Source organism: Epibacterium sp. ABZ3_068 (assembly GCF_056159265.1).
On the sequence record NZ_JBSWUV010000005.1, the window covers coordinates 1 to 16,239 of the forward strand.

Consider the following 16,239-nt stretch of genomic DNA (forward strand, 5'->3'; position numbering starts at 1 on the left):
ACCTTCTCTGCGCGGTGCACGAATGGCCGTTCCTGCGTTAGCGTACTATTTCGCCCCCAGCCGTAAGCGACCCCCATCAGCCGCATCAATCACGGATAGACAGGACCCAGAGCGGAAAAGGGGAGGGAGGAAATGTTTCGCATGCGAAACATTCCGTTTTTAATATGTGTTTTGGATTGTTTCGCAGCGAAGCCGCTGCAACAAAAAACCGGGCGCAATGCGACGCGCCCGGTTTCAAAGGAACAGATCAAGCCCCCTCAGCTACGCCGACGGCGCAGCCAGTCCTGAAGGTCTTCCATCAGTTGATCGGTAACGCTGTCCCCCATCAGCTCGATCTTTTTCTCATCCGGAGAAAATCCAAGACGCAGGCCCGGACCGGCATTCAGGATCAGCCGTTCGCCGGGGGCCATGGTTGACGACAGGCTGCGCATACGGGGGCGGGGTTGGGGTTTAGTGGGTGATGCAGGCTCTGCTTCGGCCTTTAGGCTCTGATTGGCAGGCGCTGTCTGAGAAGGCTCCGCCCCCTCGGACGAAGACACGGGAACCTCAGATTGAGCCGGCGCCTGAGCGGCGCTCAGAACCCGCATCAGAACTTCGATCTCCACTTCGGCGGTCGGGCGCTCGGTCAGATCAAGCTCCTGACGCAGGGTTTTGGCAAAGTCCGGATCCAGCTCCATCTCGCGCACCAGAGCAAGGCCCAGGCGTTCGGTGATGGCCGTGGGATAGAACAGCACCGCATCCAGCTCTTCCACAAGGGTGACAAAACTGCCGATCTTGGAACGGCGCGCGCGGGTGGCATTGGCAAAGAGCCCCTGCAAGGCGAGTTTCTGGCTTTCAAACACCCCTTCATGCAGGGCGCGCACAGCAATGCGGGCGCGTTCATAATGGGAAAGGTTGACCCGGATCTCATTCTCTTCGACCATCGCCACATAGGCATCTTCGGCGCTTCCGGGTTCAATCACCCGCGCCAGAACCTGCGCGAACTTAGGGTCTGATGTCTCCTCATAGAGTCTGCGCAAGGCTGTGAGCCGGCGCCAGCCCGAGATCAGACCATGGGTGGTGCCATCGGCGCGTGCATCGACCGCGACCACCTCGATCGGGGTCTGCTGGCCGCGGGCGCGCAGAGAGGCCATCAACGCCTCCATCTCATCCGCGTTCTGCTCCAGCCGGTCGCGCACCAGGTGAGAGGCATCCACCGCCGACAAGGGCAGTTCAGCAATCATCAGCCCCTTGCTGCGCGCGTTTTCCAGAACCCCGGACAGTTCCTCAAGCGCGGCATGGGTGGAGGCTTCGCTGGCGACCTGCGCAATCGGCGCCGAACCAATCGAAGGACCAGCCCCCAGGGGCGAGGCGGGTTTGCCCTCGGCCGGTGAGGACAGATAAGTGGGTTGGGCCGGCGTCAGCCGTTTGCGTTTTGCCATGCTCGTTCTCCTCTGCCAGATCCCTTAGCCTGGCATGTCTTTCTTTGGGCCCGGTTACTGGGCCGCGCGGTGGTCGGCCTCTTCCTGCAACGCATCGCGCCGCCAGACGCCCAGAAGCAACCGTTTGAAGGCCGCGTAGGTTGCATCAAAGGTCTCACGCCCGCGGGCATAGGTTTCCCGGTTGAAGTCCCGGTAATCGGCCTCATAGATGCCGGACACCTGCTCGCCGGCCTGACCGATCAGGGCGGTGAAATCCTGTTTGTGGGGCGACAGCACCCGGCCCATATAGGCCTGCATCAGCGCCGCAAGCTCCCCCTGCTGGGCTGCGTCATAGCGGGTGATGACGGTGCGCACCGCATCCCATTCAAAGCCGATCTCGGGCCGGCCCAGGGCGCGCGCGGCGAGGTTCTCGCCTTCCTCGATCGAGGCAAAGGTGGAATGGAGCATGTCAAAGAACCGCCCCGTGGAGTCAAATTCAAGGAACGACGCGCCCATGGGCACCAGCAGGATATCGGCGGCCGAGAGCCCGTTGATGGTCAGGTAGCCAAGGGCAGGGGGCGTGTCGATGAAGATCACGTCGTATTGGTCCAGAACCCCGTCAGCCTCCAGCCGGTCGGTGAGCGCATCCCACAGCTTCCAGCTGCGCGCGGCCATGCGCCAGACCGGGATCTGAAATTCGGCCCAGTAAAGGTTCAGCTGCGCGCCAATCAGATCGATATTGGGCCAATGGGTCGATTGGATCACATCCTGCGCGGTCATATCCATCGCCGCTGTCAGCGCTTCGTCCAGGGGCTGGGGGGGATCGCCCCGGTCCAGCCGGCGCTGGTTCTCGTGGCGCAGATGTTCACCGTAGTGGCGCGCCAGCAGCGGGAAGGCGGTCTGCCATTCGTCTTCGACCTTGCCGCCGAAAATGGATGTCATGGAGCCCTGGCTGTCCAGATCCACCACCAGCACCTTGTAGCCATCAAGAGCTGCCGACATCGCCAGATGCGCCGCTGTCGAGGTCTTGCCGACGCCGCCCTTGAAGTTGGCAACGGCCACCATCTTGGCGGGCAGCCCCTCGGGGCGGTAGGGGGTGTATTCCTTGGCCTTGGACCCTTGCGCCCCAAAGAAAGCCCTGAGGCGCAGGACCTCATCCAGGGTGAACCATTTGGCGCCCCCTTCGGTTTCGACGCGCCCCTGCGGCAGGTCGGGGTTCTGTTTCAGCACGCGGCGGAAATGGGCCTGGGCAACCGGGATCACATAGCGGGTGATCTCCCAGGTCGAAAACAGGCGCAGCTCTTTCTGGCCCTCTTCGTTCATGCCGCGGCTGGCCAGATCCGCACGGCCCCGGCCGCAGGCCTCGGCGATTTTAGAAAACCCCTGGGTCGAGGTAGGGGCGTCCAGATCGGCCAGCGCCGCGTCCGGATCAATATTGAAATAAGGGGGGAGATCGGCGTCTCTGGGGGTCGGGCGCCCCTTGTGGATATCTTTGGCCATGTGGGTTCAAAGCCTCATGCTTATGGCAACTGCTCAGGAATGATCTGATGTCGTGAGCCGCCTCATTGCTGTGGCCGGGAGATCCCAAACCGGTGCATGTGCGGTGTTTTTTGTAGAATACCATAAAACACCGCACATGAAAGATATATCGAACCAAATTTTGGTTTTTCTAAGCAAATCCGGTGGTTGGGGCAGGGAACAGGGGGGTGTTTCAGGGGCGTGAAAAAAAAATCCCCTGTTAATTTTGAGTTATATATTAGTTACAGGGAGAGACGGGGGGGCGTAAAGCCCTTTTTTATAAGGCGATGAGGGGCGGATTTCTCTATCAGGTGACTCTGAAACCCCGATGAAATGACTCCGATCCCCCGAAGAAGCGATTCCAAACCCCCGTTGCGAGGGCATGTGGATAACTTTAGGGTGGGTGTAATCAAAACCACGAAGATCGAGTCGCCCCGTTTTGAGATCGAAAAAATCGGCCGGGCAGGGCAGACCGCAACGCGCAGTATAATCCGCACCTCGGGAACCGGGGGCATGAAGGCAGGCACATGACGATGACGGACGCGGTGAGCGCATATCCACCCGAAGGGCAGGGGGAGTTTTTCCTTTGCGATATTTTTGATGCGATCCCCAAAAATGATCTGGCCTCGATGGAACACCCGCTGTTTTCTCTTGCTACCCGGCCTGACCGGCGGATCCTGAATTACGAGCACAACGGGACAGAGATCACGGTGACGCCGTCGGTCAAAGGGCTGGCGACAATTCATGACAAGGACATCCTGATCTTTTGCGTCAGCCAGCTGATGGCGGCGCTGAATGCGGGCCGCAAAGTGGCGCGCACCCTGCATCTGACAGCGCATGATCTTTTGGTGGCAACCAATCGCGAAACCTCGGGCGATGCCTACCGGCGTCTGCGCGAGGCCTTCGAACGTCTCGCCGGCACCCGCATCACCACCAATATCGTCACCGGGGGGCAGGAGATCACCAGCGGTTTTGGCCTGATCGAAAAATGGGAAATTGTCCGCAAGGCCCGCGGCGGCCGGATGGTCAGCGTGGCGGTGACGCTGTCGGATTGGCTGTACCGGGCGGTTTTGTCGAAATCAGTGCTGACCCTCAGCCGGGATTACTTCCGCCTGCGCAAACCGCTGGAGCGGCGGATCTATGAACTGGTGCGCAAACACTGTGGTCGCCAGCCCGAGTGGGTTGTCTCGGTGGATACGCTTTTGAAAAAATCAGGCTCGGCCTCCCCCCGGCGGGTCTTTCGCAAGATGCTGCGCGATATGATTGCCGCGGACACGCTGCCCGATTACGCCATCACCGAAGTGCCCGGCGATCTGATGCGGTTTTCCCGCAAGGGCGCAGTGGTTGAAAGTGGGATGCCACAGGCGCTGCCAACCCTGAAACCGGAAACGCTTGAGGCGGCCCGCACCCTGATGCCCGGCGCGGATGCCTATGCGCTGGAGGCCGATTGGCGTGCCATCTGGCTGCGCACCGGTCAGCCCACCTTGCGCAACCCGGATGCGGCTTTCCTGGGCTGGGTCAGAAAACGCGGGTCGGGTTTCTGATCCGTTTCACCCAGGCCTTCCGTTTTACCGGGGCCTTCCGTTTTACCGGGGCCTTCCGTTTTACCGGGGCCTTCCGTTTCACCCGGCCTGGAGAGAGATAAGACCTGCAGACACGCGCGCCGTGCCTGCAGGTGTGAGAGAACAAGGCAGGGTTTTCCCTGTTCACCAACTCTGGATCATCAGATGAACCAATCTGTGGTCAGAACGGTGCTGTCGTCAATACCATTCAGATAGGCGATGTTCAGAGTTGAGCTGGTCCCGGTGTCCAAGGTGCCTTCGTCCACTGTCAGGCTGAGCCAGGATCCCGCGCTGTCGCCGTTCAGGCTCAGGGTGCCGTCGCTGAACGCGCTGTCCAGATCGGTGCCGAACGCGGACAGGATTGCGCCGATTTCCAGCTGATCTCCTTCGGAGCGGTCAAAGTCGGTGATTGTATCGCCCAGGTGGGTGCTGGATTTAAAGACAAAGACATCCGCCCCGTCGCCGCCGCTCAGCTGGTCGATACCTTGGCCGCCATTCAGACGGTCTGCACCGGCCCCGCCAAAGAGGGTATCACTGCCCGCGTGGCCGATGACCAGGTCATCCCCGGCATCTCCGGAGATCAGGTCGTCGCCGTCTTCACCTTTGAGGAAGTCATTGCCGCTGCCGCCATAAACCGTGTCGGCCCCGCCACCGGCGCTGATTTCGTCATCGCCCGCGCCTCCGTCAAGCAGGTCATTGCCGTTGCCGCGTTCGGAAATCTGATCGCTCCCCGCGCCGCCATAGACCGTATCGGCCCCCTGTCCGCCGGTGAGAACATCATTGCCGTCCTGACCAAACAACAGGTCATTGCCGTCACCGCCATGGAGATAGTCGTTGTTATTCCCCGCGTTCAACGTATCGGCACCTGTGCCGCCAAAGATACGGTTGTAGCCGTCACCGCTGTCGATACTGTCGTTGCCGGCCCCGCCATAAAGCTGGTCGTTCTGTCCACCGCCCAGCAGGGTGTCATTGCCGTTGCCTGCATAGACCGTGTCATAACCATCGCCAGCATCGAGACTGTCATGCCCGTTGCCGCCAACCAGAAGGTCATTGCCATCGCCGCCGCTCAGCGTGTCATTGCCGTCCTCGCCGCGCAGGGTGTCCTGACCACTGCCGCCCGACAGCAGGTTGTCGCTGGCATTGCCCGAAACGCTGTCATCGCCGTAGCCAAGCAGGACATTTTCAATGTTCTGTCCGCCGCTCATTTCCAGCGCCTGGCCACCGATATAGCTGATGGTGGCCCCTTCTGAGAGGTCGACCTGAGTATGATAGGTGATCGTGCTGAGGTCCAGAGTGTCGACGCCGCCATCCAGGTCCGCAATCACGATTGGGGCACTGCCGCTTGTCGTCACATAGGTGTCGTCAAAGACATAGGTTGTGTTGGGATCCGAAGTCGGAACCTCCTCTTCGGGGGTAGGTTCTTCCGGAACAGGCTCTACAACGGGGTCTTCCTCGGGCAGACCGTCGGTGACCAGCAGGGACAGACCGTCAACCGCAGCCGAGACCCCTTCGAGGAAGGCCAGTTTGACATCCTGGACATAAAGCCAGGCCCCGGTTGTCGTCTCTTGCAGCCACAGGAAGGCATCGGCAAAGGGATCTGCCACCAGATGGCCGAGGCTGTCCAGGAGCGAGATCAGATCCAGGCGGTCGCCTTCGGAGTGGTCAAAATCGGTGATGGTGTCGCCGGCCTCATCCAGAGAACGGAACACAAAGACATCCGCCCCGTCGCCGCCGGTCAGCGTATCGGCTCCGATGCCGCCAATCAGCACGTCGTCGCCGGCTCCGGCCAGAATTACGTCATGACCGGCCCCGCTGTCGAGGATATTGTCCACATCATTGCCGGTGATCTGGTCATCGCCGGACCCGGTGGTGGCATTTTCGATCACGGTGCCGCGGGCAATGGTAAAGGTGCCGCGCTTGCCGCCGATATCAGAGAAGGTCTCGGCCACCAGGGACAGCCTGTCGTTGGTGGTATGTGAGGCCAGATTGATCAGATCGGTGCCGCCGCTGTCGACAATGGCCACCGCCAGATTGCCCGTGAGGCCATGGCCATAGATCCCGGTGGTGTTGCCATCGCCATAGACCGTGTCACCTGTGGCCACATTGGTGGGCACCCCATAGAGGTTGTGAATGGCCAGAATATCCGCCAGCTGCGCGGTTGCCAGATAGGCAAAGGACGCATCGACCTCGGTGTTCTGGGTCTGGCTGAAATAGGACATGATCGACAGCTGCCAGCTGTCATTGGCAAATTTCGCGTCCGAGCTGTAGCTGCCGGACCCATTGTAATCGCCCGCATGGCCCAACCCCAGGGCGTGACCGATTTCATGAATGAAGGTTTGCAGATAATAGCCGCCGTATTTCGACCAGCTGTCGTCCACATTGATATAGGAGCTATTGACGGTCTCGTTGCTGACGCTGGTGCTGGCAAAGGCACCTGAAAATTCGTCATCAATGGTGATCTGGGCGCTGCCGGTGACCTCTTCAAAGTGGATGCCGCTCAAGGCGGTCCAGCTTTTCAGGGCGTGGCGGGCGGTCTCCAGCCCTTGGGTCCCCAATCCGCTGAGATTGACGGTAATGGTGTCGCCAGGTGTAACATCAAAGGACCGCGCGCTGCGTCCGGTATCGGACCAATAGCCATGGGTCAGGTAATTGGCGATCTCGTCAACAGTGGCAATGGGTTTGCCATTTCCGGCTGTGGTGCTGGTACTGGTGGAGAAGTCCGTGTCGGCTGTCTGGGTTTGTTCTGGGATGCGGTGCTCATGTGAGCCACAATATTCACACATCTGCCTGCTCCATTTCTATAAAAAGGGGCGCTCGCAGTGAAGGCGTGCGATGCTGTTCCTGTGAGTGGGTCCATGTTGTGTGCGCGGCAGAAAGAGCAAATGCACAGGCAGCGCCAAAAGATGTTTGGGGCACAGGCCATGCCAGAGGCATGGGAGGAGTGATTGGAGACTGTGCCTGAGAGCCGGGTCTGCTGGAGTGCATGGAGTGGAAGTAAGTCATCTATTTGAAGTGCTCTTTTGCCTAACGGAAGACGATCAAGTGGTGTCATGTGCCGTTCTGGCGACTTTCAATGGTCTATTAAGAAAATCGGGCGGGAAAGGTGGCGGGAGGAGGGCTGAAATATGGCGCGTGGCCGGGGAATGGCGGCGAATGGCGGAATGTGGCCGATTTTTGGGGGGAAGGCGGCGCATGCAGAGAGAGAAAAAGATGTTTAAAATCAAGCGCTTTGCGATTAAATAATTGATTTTTAACGCCTATTAACAGGAATTGCGCATCCTTAACTTGTCCTTAATTTCCATTAACTTCCGCCACAATTGCGCAGCTTTTGAAGGAAATGCGTTACATTCGGAAGGCGGTGTCAGAGGCCGTCTGCCGCTGCAGGAGTTTGGGGAGGAAAATTGGCTTTGTCCTCGCGCATCGGCGTGGGGATTGTGGCAAAAATTGGGCTGTTTGCCGGGGGCTGGGTGCGCGCGCCGACCCGGATTTAGAATCAAGTCGCCCTCAGACGCCGGTGGGAACCCGCAGATGCAAGGGGGAAAGCTGCGTGACATACAACACCCCCGCAGGCGCTCCGCCTGGGGGGCACGGCCTCATCGGTGAGCCATCAGCGCAAATTCCTGACGCTGACCCCGAGATCAGCAGGAGCGCCCGCAGCCCCGCCCATGACGCGCCTTGATCACCTTCACCATGGCCGATGTGAGCAAGGTGGACCGCGCCGGTGGCGATTACATCCGCCATCTTGCAACACGCCGAGGTGGCGATTGCTGCCGCCGGGATATCCTGAACTCGCAACACAACGCAACGCGCCTCGATTGAGCGGCCATGCCCAACGCCTCGGTGGTCGCACGGCTCCCATACGATGATCTCCTCTTAGATAACTTGCTGTTTTCTAAGAGGAGTCGCACTTCAGGGGAGCGCGCTCCCCGTCGCGGGATTTTAGCAGGTAATCAATATTATGTTAATTTATTTGCCGCCGCAACAGTCTCTGTGGTGCTTGCCGTGCAAGAAGCCGCTCAGGAAAATGACAGCCAGGTGAAAAACCCCGCTATTGGCACCGCTATGGCTTGACGGGTTGCGTGCGGGGGGTGCATCTCGGGATTATTATCTGTGCCGCCTGCTGGGCGGGTGTTTTGATTGAGGAGGCAGCAGATGGCCACAGGGGTTGTTCTGGTCGCGTTTAATTCTGGTCCGTTGCTGCAAGAATGTGTGCAAAGCGTGCTGGCCAGCCACGGGGCGGATCTGAGTATTCTGGTGGTGGACAATGGCTCCACTGACGACACTATCGAGACCTTTCTGGCCAGTGATCCGGGCGCGGCGGCGTCACGGCACAGCCGCCAGCCCGACAGCATTGCCCCTGGCCATGTGGCTGTGTGGCAGCTGGAGCATAACTATGGCTTTGCTGGCGGCGTCAACCATGGGGTGCGGGCCTTTATGGCGATGGAGGATGTGGATTATATCTGGATCCTCAACCCGGACGCACAGGCCCAGCCCCAAACCGCCGCCGTACTGGAGGCGCGGGCGCGTGAGCTGGGCACATTTGGCGTCTTAGGCGGGCGGGTCTGCTATGAGGCCGAAAGCGATCTGATCCAGACCGATGGTGGCCGTGTCAGCCGCTGGACCGGGGTGTGCAGCCTGTTCAACAACCGCCAGCCCGCCAGCACCACGCCGCTGCCGGACAAAGAGGCGCTCGATTTTATCTCGGGGGCGCATATGTTTGTGTCCAAAGATTTTGTCCGCCAGGCGGGAGAGATGCCAGAGGCGTATTTCCTGTATTATGAAGAGACTGACTGGTGCCTGCAGCACGGGGATCTGACCCTGGAGATGGTGCCGGGGGCCGAAGTCTACCATGTGGGGGGCGCCACTATCGGGTCCAAAACCACCACCCAGTCGATTTCACCGTTGTCGGCCTATTTCCTGGCACGCTCGCGTATGCTGTTTATGCGCAAGTTCTACCCTTTGGGGCTGCCGGTCTCCTTTGCTTATACTGCGGCCAAAGGTCTGAAGCTTTTGGCCAGCGGTGAACGTCCGGCGGCGATTGCGACGCTGCGGGGCATTCTTGGATTGCCGCCCTCTGCTGAGCTGCGTGCAAAAATCGGTCCCAAGGCGGTTCTGTAATGGGCACCACCTCGACATATGCGGTGATCATCCCCCATTATAATGATGTCGCCCGGCTGATCCGCTGCCTGGAGGCGCTGGTGCCGCAGCTGGATGATGACACCGATCTGCTGGTGGTGGACAACAACTCCACCGCCGATTTAAGCCCGCTGCGCGCGGCATATCCGGATGTCAAACTGGTCACAGAGGTCAAAAAAGGCGCGGCTGAAGCCCGCAATCGCGGCGTGTTAGAGACTGTTGCGCCCGTTTTGTTCTTCTTGGACTGCGATTGTGTGCCCCACCCGACATGGCTGCAGACCGCGCAACAGATCCATGATCGTGCGGATGTGATCGGAGGCCGGATTTCGGTTTTTGATGAAACCCCTGCCCCACGGTCCGGTGCGGAAGGGTTTGAGGCCGTCTTTGCCTTTGACAACCGGGCCTATGTCGACAGCAAAGGGTTTTCTGTCACCGCCAACCTGCTGACCCGTCGGGATGTCTTTGTGGCCACCGGCCCCTTTGTGGCGGGGCTGTCCGAAGATCTGGACTGGTGTCACCGGGCGGTGGCTGCGGGATATGGGCTGGCCTATGCCGATGAGCTGCAGGTGGCGCATCCCTCGCGCAGTGACTGGGCGGCCCTGCGCAAGAAATGGAAACGGCTGACCGAGGAAGGATTTGGCGTCAACGGCCACGGCGGCGTGGCCCGGCTGCGATGGGCGGTCAAAGCCCTGTTGATGCCGCTGAGCGCCCTGGCCCATTCGCCAAAGGTGCTGACATCGGCCAAGCTTTCGCCGCTGGAACGGGTGCGTGCTGTGGCCACCCTATGGCGCCTCCGGCTGCAACGGGCGGTTTGGATGCTGAAACAGGCGGCGGGTCTGGCGATCTGAAACAGGCTCTGTTTAAGGTGAATAGAGCCTGTTCCAGGGCGATCGCCGTTACGGGATCAGCGCTTTCTTGATATCGGCTTCGGCCATACGTTTGCCATCGCTGCTGCGGTACAGGCTGCAGTGATAGCGCTTCTCGGATCCGTTTTGCTCTGTCTCATGCAGGCAGAACCGCAGGGTCTCGGTGGGTTCCGAGTTGGCGTAATAGAGCACATCTTTCAAAACCGTGCTGGCCCCCAGCAAGAAGCCTTTGCCCTCATAGCGTTCCAGGCACAGATCAAAAATGGTTGGATAGGCCGCAAAATACAGAAGACCCACGCCGTTGATGTCATGGCTGGGCAGGATGTCATACGGGCATTCAAACAGAACCGTTTCGGAAGGCGCGGCCCGGCGGGTGCGGTATGCCTGTCCGAACTCGGGGAAATCGGCCAGGGACGGCAGCAGCTCTGGTTGCGACAGGGTTGGGGTGCCTTTGATCAATGAGGTGTTGCTGCCGCGCTCGCCGTATTTGGAAAAGGTTGACATGGTGCGCGCCTTGCACTGGGCCGGTGCGCCGCCCTGTCCACTGGCCAGGAGCGTGTGGTCGCCAAAGAAAAAGCTGGATCCGAACCGTGACAACTGGGACTGCAGATCCAGGGTCTGGTTTTCTTTGAAGGCGCGCAGATGTGGCTCTACTTCGAGGCGCAGGCGGGTAAATGTCGCATAAAGCCGGTCTCCGCTCTCATCGGTAATAGCGCTGGATGGCGTTTGCAGAAAGTTGCAGATCATCTCCCAGTGAATGTCGCCAAGCTCCTTGAACAGCCAGCTTTCAGAGAGGCCGGCAAGGGCCATTTGTGGCATATTCAGCGCCCAGCGTCGTGTGCTGTGCCCGGTGGCTGGCGCGCCAACCGGCGCGGTTGCGGGGGCGGCGGGGGATTGGGGTGTTGGCTGACCTGTCGCCTGATCTTGCCGGAGCGATGTCGGCGCCGAGGGGGCCGCTGTTTTTGCGCTCAGGCTGGGCAGGCGACAGATATCTGCCAGACGGTCAATGCCCGACCATTCCCGATCCGGAAGGTTGGTGGCAAAATGTGTCTCCAGACGTGTGCGCAGGGTGATCAGGTCAAAACTGTCGACCCCGGCATCCGCAACCTTGCCTTCAAAGGCGGTGGGGCTCACGTCGGGCAGGGCGCTGCGGACAAAGCTGTTGACGGCCTCATTGACGGCCCCCAGCGCAATCGGTGCAGGGTCGGACTTGGCAATGAAACGTTGGCCGATCTGTTTGGGTTCGGCGGCGGCGATAATGGCATTGGCGGGGATGGTGCCGCGTACAACGGCCCCTGCCCCGATGATGGCGCCATCGCCGATGGTTGTCCCGGGCAGAACCACCGCGCCATAGGCCAGCCAGACATCCCGGCCGATGTGTACATCATGTTCGTCCATGGGCTGCAGGTTGATCGGGCTGCCGTCGCCAAAGCGATAGTTGGAGGTGGTGATCATCACGTTGGGGGCCAGCATGGTGTCGTCGCCAATGGTGATCTTGGCGCTGCCGTTGCCCGCCCAGACCGAGCAATTGGCCCCGATGCGGGCGCGGTCGCCCAGGATAATATTGCGGCCATTGCCGAAGCTTGCGGTGGGGCTGACGTTGACCGCCCGCCCCCGCTGAACCTGTGCCAGCTCCGCCACATGGGTGTGGTTATAGTAATTGATGATCTTGAACCCATGTGCCAGCGCGCGGGGATCAACCATGGATTTCAAAAGCCGCACAAAGCGCTGAGAACGGGAGGGACGTTTTTTGTGAATGTCGCGGCTCATCTGTGTCTTACATCCTTAAGTCAACATCGCAAACGAAATGGGCTGAGCACATGCCAGAGGAGGGGGTGCTCCTGTATTTGAGGTAGCCTGTTAACGATCAATGTTAAAGCCAATGATACAGTTGGGATGAATTCTGCGGTGCGCGTTGCGGTGTGTGCCACAAAGCAGAGCACTTGCCCCCGCCCCGCCCTGCTACCACAAGGTAATGAGCCGGGCAGGCAGCAGGGTTTCAGCGGCAAAGCGGCTGATATGGTCGTCATCCACATAAAGCAGCTGCCCATCGGGAGCCTGGATCTGGCAGCGGGTCTGGGGGCAAAAGACATCGTCCAGCGGCACATAGCGGGCTCCGGTCTGGTCGGCGACACGCGCAAGGATCCGGGTTGTGCGCTGGCTGCGCGCGTCAAAATCCGCGCGGCTGGGCGCGTGTGGCGCAGGCAGCCCCAGCAGCGCGCTGCGGGCCAGCTGGGTGGGCACATCCCAGCCGATTTCAGGCACCGGTCCCAGGATCACAACCTTGCGGCCAGTGGCCTGAATGGCAGAGACGGTGGCCGCAAGACCGGCCTGCAACAGCGCTGCATTGCTGTGCCCGGCTGTGGGAGCGGCAGATGTTCCGGCCCACTCCAGTACCACATCCGCGCCGGTTTCCCCCTGGTACCGGTTGCCTTCGGCGGACAGGGCCCAGCGGGCGCTGAGGATCACCAGAGGCAGATCCGTGCGCGTTTCCAGCATGTGCCAGATTCTGGCGTTATGGGTGCTGCAGCTTTTGTTTTCGGGCTGTCGGCGCAGTTCGCGCACCGGCAGGCAGGCCGGGTGACCGGCAAACAGGCCGCTTTGGCCGCTTATGTGTGCGGCGCGGGTCAGGCCGGGCATAATGGCGTCGGCGTGGCTGTCCCCCCAAAAGAGGAAATCTTGTGGTTGATCCGGCGCGCGTGGTGCCCCAAGGGTACATAATGGGGCATCGTCGGATTGGTTGAAACACTCTGGCCGCCGGGGATTGCGGTCCTCCTTGGCAGCATAAAACGCCACGCTGCTGTCGGGCATCCGTGTGGGCAGCCCGTGGCTCAGATGAAGGCCCGTGCCCAGAGCGATCAGCAGCATCAATGAGACCCCTGCTCCCCAGAACGCCTGATTGCGTTTGGGAAAAACCCCTGAGCTGCCGCGAAAAGGGCGTTCAATATAGCGACAGGAGAGCCAGGCCAGCCCAAGCGACAGCACCACGGTGATCACCCCCACCCCCAAAGGCAGTGTGGCCTGCCCCAGCAGCAACCGCCCATAAGCCATGACAGGCCAGTGCCACAGATAAAGCGAATAAGAGATCAGCCCTATACCCACCATAAACGGGTGGCTCAGCAGCCGGTTGACCAGCGGCAGGGCGCTGGCTTGTGACGGTGCTCCTGCGGCGTTCGCAGACGCAGCAGGAGCAAATCCGAGATAGATCAGCACACAGGCCCCAAGCACCGGCGGCACCGCCGCAAGCCCGGGAAAGGGGGTGTGATGTGTATACAGGAAAACAGGGCCTAAAATGGCCGCCAGGGCGGCAATCCCCAGACCGTTGCGCACAGCAGCATGTGGGATCCTGGGCCAGGTGCCAAGGGCCAGCAGCGCCCCCGCCCCCAGCTCCCAGGCGCGAAACGGCAGTGCATAAAACACCCATTCGGGCTGGACAGGCAGAGCATAGGCCGCAGCCCCAAGCGAGCCCGCCGAGAGCATCAGAACCAACCAAAAGGCATGCCTGCGGGTGCCGCGGGCCAGGATCAACGCCAGCAGAGGGGGAAAAATCAGGTAGAACTGCTCTTCCACGGCCAAAGACCAGCTGTGCAGAAGCGGGGCGTATTCGGCCGCAGGGCCAAAATAATCCAGCACCGCCATAAAATACATGTTGGAGGCAAACAGGGCCGTGGCCAAGGTGGAGCGCCCGAGATCGGCAAATTCCGAAGGCAACAGGATCAGGGCGCCCACAGCCAGGGTTGCAAGCACCACAACGGTCAGGGCGGGCAGGATGCGCCGGGCCCTGCGTTCATAAAAGGTCCACAGGGAAAACCGCCCTGTTTCCATCTCGCGGGTGATGATCGAGGTAATCAGAAATCCCGAAATGACAAAGAATACATCGACACCAACAAAACCGCCGGACAGGCCGGGAAGGTTGGCGTGAAACAGAACGACCGGCAGCACAGCAACTGCTCGTAGCCCATCGACATCACGGCGGTACTGCATTGGATCTCCAGAACAATGGGGCATTGGTTGATAAAACGCGATGTAAAAGACCGCAGCAGCCTTGATCGCAAAACGTAAAGATGATGCGATTTATATACATGTGCTTCAAAAGGGAAATGCGCAAAACAGCGCCCGTGCAAGCTCTATGCGGAAAATCTCTTATGACGAGGGGCAAGCGCGAGGATATGTAGCACGATGGCGCGAAATTTGGCCTTTTGAGACCGAAACAACACGGTCGGCCCTGCTGGTCTTGCTGTGGAGAGACGGCATGGATATGGTGATGAAAATCTTGCTGCCTTATGGGTATTTTCTGTCATAAACGCACGCTATTTCTAGGGTGTGGAGAGCAGTGCACGGTAGACGATATCTATAACGGTGGACTTTGAAGTGGTGACGATTGACCGGCCAAATCGTAATGCAGCTGCGGTTGGCGCGTCGATGGCTGCACCTGGAATTACTCAGAAAAACCTGCTGACGGTGTTTTTGCTGACCATCATGCTCCCGATGAGCTTTCATGTCGCGGGATTGCAGTTGTCACCGGTGCGGTTGTTCCTGCTGGTTGCGATCATCCCGCTGTGTGTGCAGCTGCTGTCCAAACGCCTTGGCCGGATTGTGGCCCCGGACTGGCTGTTGCTGATGACCGGCGTCTGGGTTGTGGTCGCCCTGCTGACAAACCACGGTCTGGAGCGGTTGCCGTTTGCGGGCATTACCGCAGTGGAAGCTATCGGCGGCTATCTCGTGGGGCGCGCTTTTGTGCGCAACGAGGCCGATTTCCGCTATGTGTTCTCTTTTATGGTGATGGCGATGTTCGTGCTGTTGCCCTTTACGCTGGTGGAGAATGTGACCGGGAAGCTGGTGATCTCTGATATCTTGCGCCAGCTGCCCGGGGTGGATGCGCCATACCGGGGCAGCAGCGCCTATGGCCGCCTGGGGCTGGAGCGGGTCTATGGCGTGTTTGCACACCCGATTTTATGGGGGCTGTTCTGCAGCCTTGCCTTTGCCAATGTGATTTCCCTGTCAAAACAGCCCACCTTTATGGGCAATGCCATCAAGCTGATGTTTCCGATCGCCATTGTCGGGTATTCGACGTTTTCAGCACTGTCGTCCGCACCGCTGCTGTCGGTTGGTTTGCAGATGATGTTGCTGACCTGGGGCTTTGTCATGGGCGGGCGCTGGAAGCTGCTGTGCTGCTTGATTGTGCTGGCCTATATCGGGATTGATGCGCTGTCGAACCGCACCCCTGTCACCATTCTGTTTGAAACGCTGACGTTTAATTCCGGAACGGCCTGGACGCGGGTGGCGATTTTTGAATTCGGATCGGCGGCGGCGATGAAAAATCCCATCTTTGGGGTGGGGTTCAACGGCTATTCCCTGCCGCATTGGCTGACCTCTTCGGTGGACAACTTCTGGCTGGTGCTGGCCTTGCGCTACGGGTTGGTGGGCTTTGCGCTGTGGGGGGGGGCATTCCTGAGCGTGCTGGTGGCCGGTGCCTTTGCCAAGATCAAGGATGCGCATCTCAGCAAGCTGCGCCGCGGCTATCTGATTGCTCTGGCTGGGGTCATTATGACACTGATCACCGTTCATATCTGGGAACAGGCGGCGGTCTTTATCATGTTCTACCTGGGGGCCGGGGTGTGGCTTTATAATGATGGTGACCCCAGCCCGGACGCAACGGCCCAGGCCGCAACAGATGATGCGCCCGGTCCGCAGTATCGCTATTCCAGATTTCCTCCAAAGTCAGGGGCGCGTTTGGCCTCTCAAGGTGCACGGTAA

11 protein-coding genes are annotated in these 16,239 nt (G+C 59.8%); 6 read left to right on the plus strand and 5 right to left on the minus strand.

Annotated elements, in window-relative coordinates; genetic code table 11:
- Positions 1-257: 257 nt before the first annotated feature.
- Entirely contained in the window at positions 258-1,421 is a 1,164-nt protein-coding gene (locus ACXAEW_RS22035) for a ParB/RepB/Spo0J family partition protein (protein WP_474943497.1), read from the minus strand.
- 54 nt (positions 1,422-1,475) lie between these two features.
- Positions 1,476-2,900 carry an AAA family ATPase gene (locus ACXAEW_RS22040; protein WP_474943498.1) on the minus strand — a complete coding sequence of 475 codons (1,425 nt, stop codon included), beginning with the start codon at positions 2,898-2,900 and terminating at the stop codon, positions 1,476-1,478.
- A 551-nt stretch (positions 2,901-3,451) separates the two neighbouring features.
- On the opposite strand from ACXAEW_RS22040, the gene ACXAEW_RS22045 reads away from it, so the two are divergent.
- Positions 3,452-4,462 carry a replication initiator protein A gene (locus tag ACXAEW_RS22045; RefSeq protein ID WP_474943530.1) on the plus strand — a complete coding sequence of 337 codons (1,011 nt, stop codon included), beginning with the start codon at positions 3,452-3,454 and terminating at the stop codon, positions 4,460-4,462.
- A gap of 179 nt (positions 4,463-4,641) precedes the next feature.
- Here the strand turns inward: ACXAEW_RS22045 and ACXAEW_RS22050 are convergent, their stop codons facing one another.
- Positions 4,642-7,263 (minus strand): M10 family metallopeptidase, encoded by a 2,622-nt coding sequence (locus ACXAEW_RS22050; RefSeq protein ID WP_474943499.1) that lies wholly within the window; start codon positions 7,261-7,263, stop codon positions 4,642-4,644.
- An 892-nt stretch (positions 7,264-8,155) separates the two neighbouring features.
- Between ACXAEW_RS22050 and ACXAEW_RS22055 the strand changes: the two genes are divergently transcribed.
- From ACXAEW_RS22055 to ACXAEW_RS22070, 4 genes are all read left to right on the plus strand, one after another.
- The gene (locus ACXAEW_RS22055; protein ID WP_474943500.1) at positions 8,156-8,299 is read left to right on the plus strand and encodes a hypothetical protein; all 144 of its coding nucleotides are present in this window, start codon (positions 8,156-8,158) and stop codon (positions 8,297-8,299) included.
- A 6-nt stretch (positions 8,300-8,305) separates the two neighbouring features.
- A complete protein-coding gene (locus tag ACXAEW_RS22060) occupies positions 8,306-8,551 on the plus strand; it encodes a hypothetical protein (RefSeq protein ID WP_474943501.1) in 246 nt (81 codons plus the stop codon).
- Positions 8,552-8,632: 81 nt separating this feature from the next.
- Positions 8,633-9,598: a glycosyltransferase family 2 protein gene (locus tag ACXAEW_RS22065; protein ID WP_474943502.1), complete on the plus strand. Its 966-nt coding sequence runs from the start codon at positions 8,633-8,635 to the stop codon at positions 9,596-9,598.
- Complete coding sequence (locus tag ACXAEW_RS22070) at positions 9,598-10,464, plus strand: glycosyltransferase family 2 protein (RefSeq protein ID WP_474943503.1); 867 nt, start codon at positions 9,598-9,600, stop codon at positions 10,462-10,464. Before ACXAEW_RS22065 ends, ACXAEW_RS22070 begins: the two co-directional genes overlap by 1 nt.
- 48 nt (positions 10,465-10,512) lie before the next feature.
- Here ACXAEW_RS22070 and ACXAEW_RS22075 read toward each other — a convergent pair whose 3' ends face one another.
- Together ACXAEW_RS22075 and ACXAEW_RS22080 are read right to left on the minus strand one after the other, a co-directional pair.
- Positions 10,513-12,252: a Pnap_2097 family protein gene (locus tag ACXAEW_RS22075; protein WP_474943504.1), complete on the minus strand. Its 1,740-nt coding sequence runs from the start codon at positions 12,250-12,252 to the stop codon at positions 10,513-10,515.
- Positions 12,253-12,444: 192 nt separating this feature from the next.
- Entirely contained in the window at positions 12,445-14,466 is a 2,022-nt protein-coding gene (locus tag ACXAEW_RS22080; RefSeq protein ID WP_474943505.1) for an acyltransferase family protein, read from the minus strand.
- Between the two features lie 387 nt (positions 14,467-14,853).
- Between ACXAEW_RS22080 and ACXAEW_RS22085 the strand changes: the two genes are divergently transcribed.
- Entirely contained in the window at positions 14,854-16,239 is a 1,386-nt protein-coding gene (locus ACXAEW_RS22085; protein WP_474943506.1) for an O-antigen ligase family protein, read from the plus strand.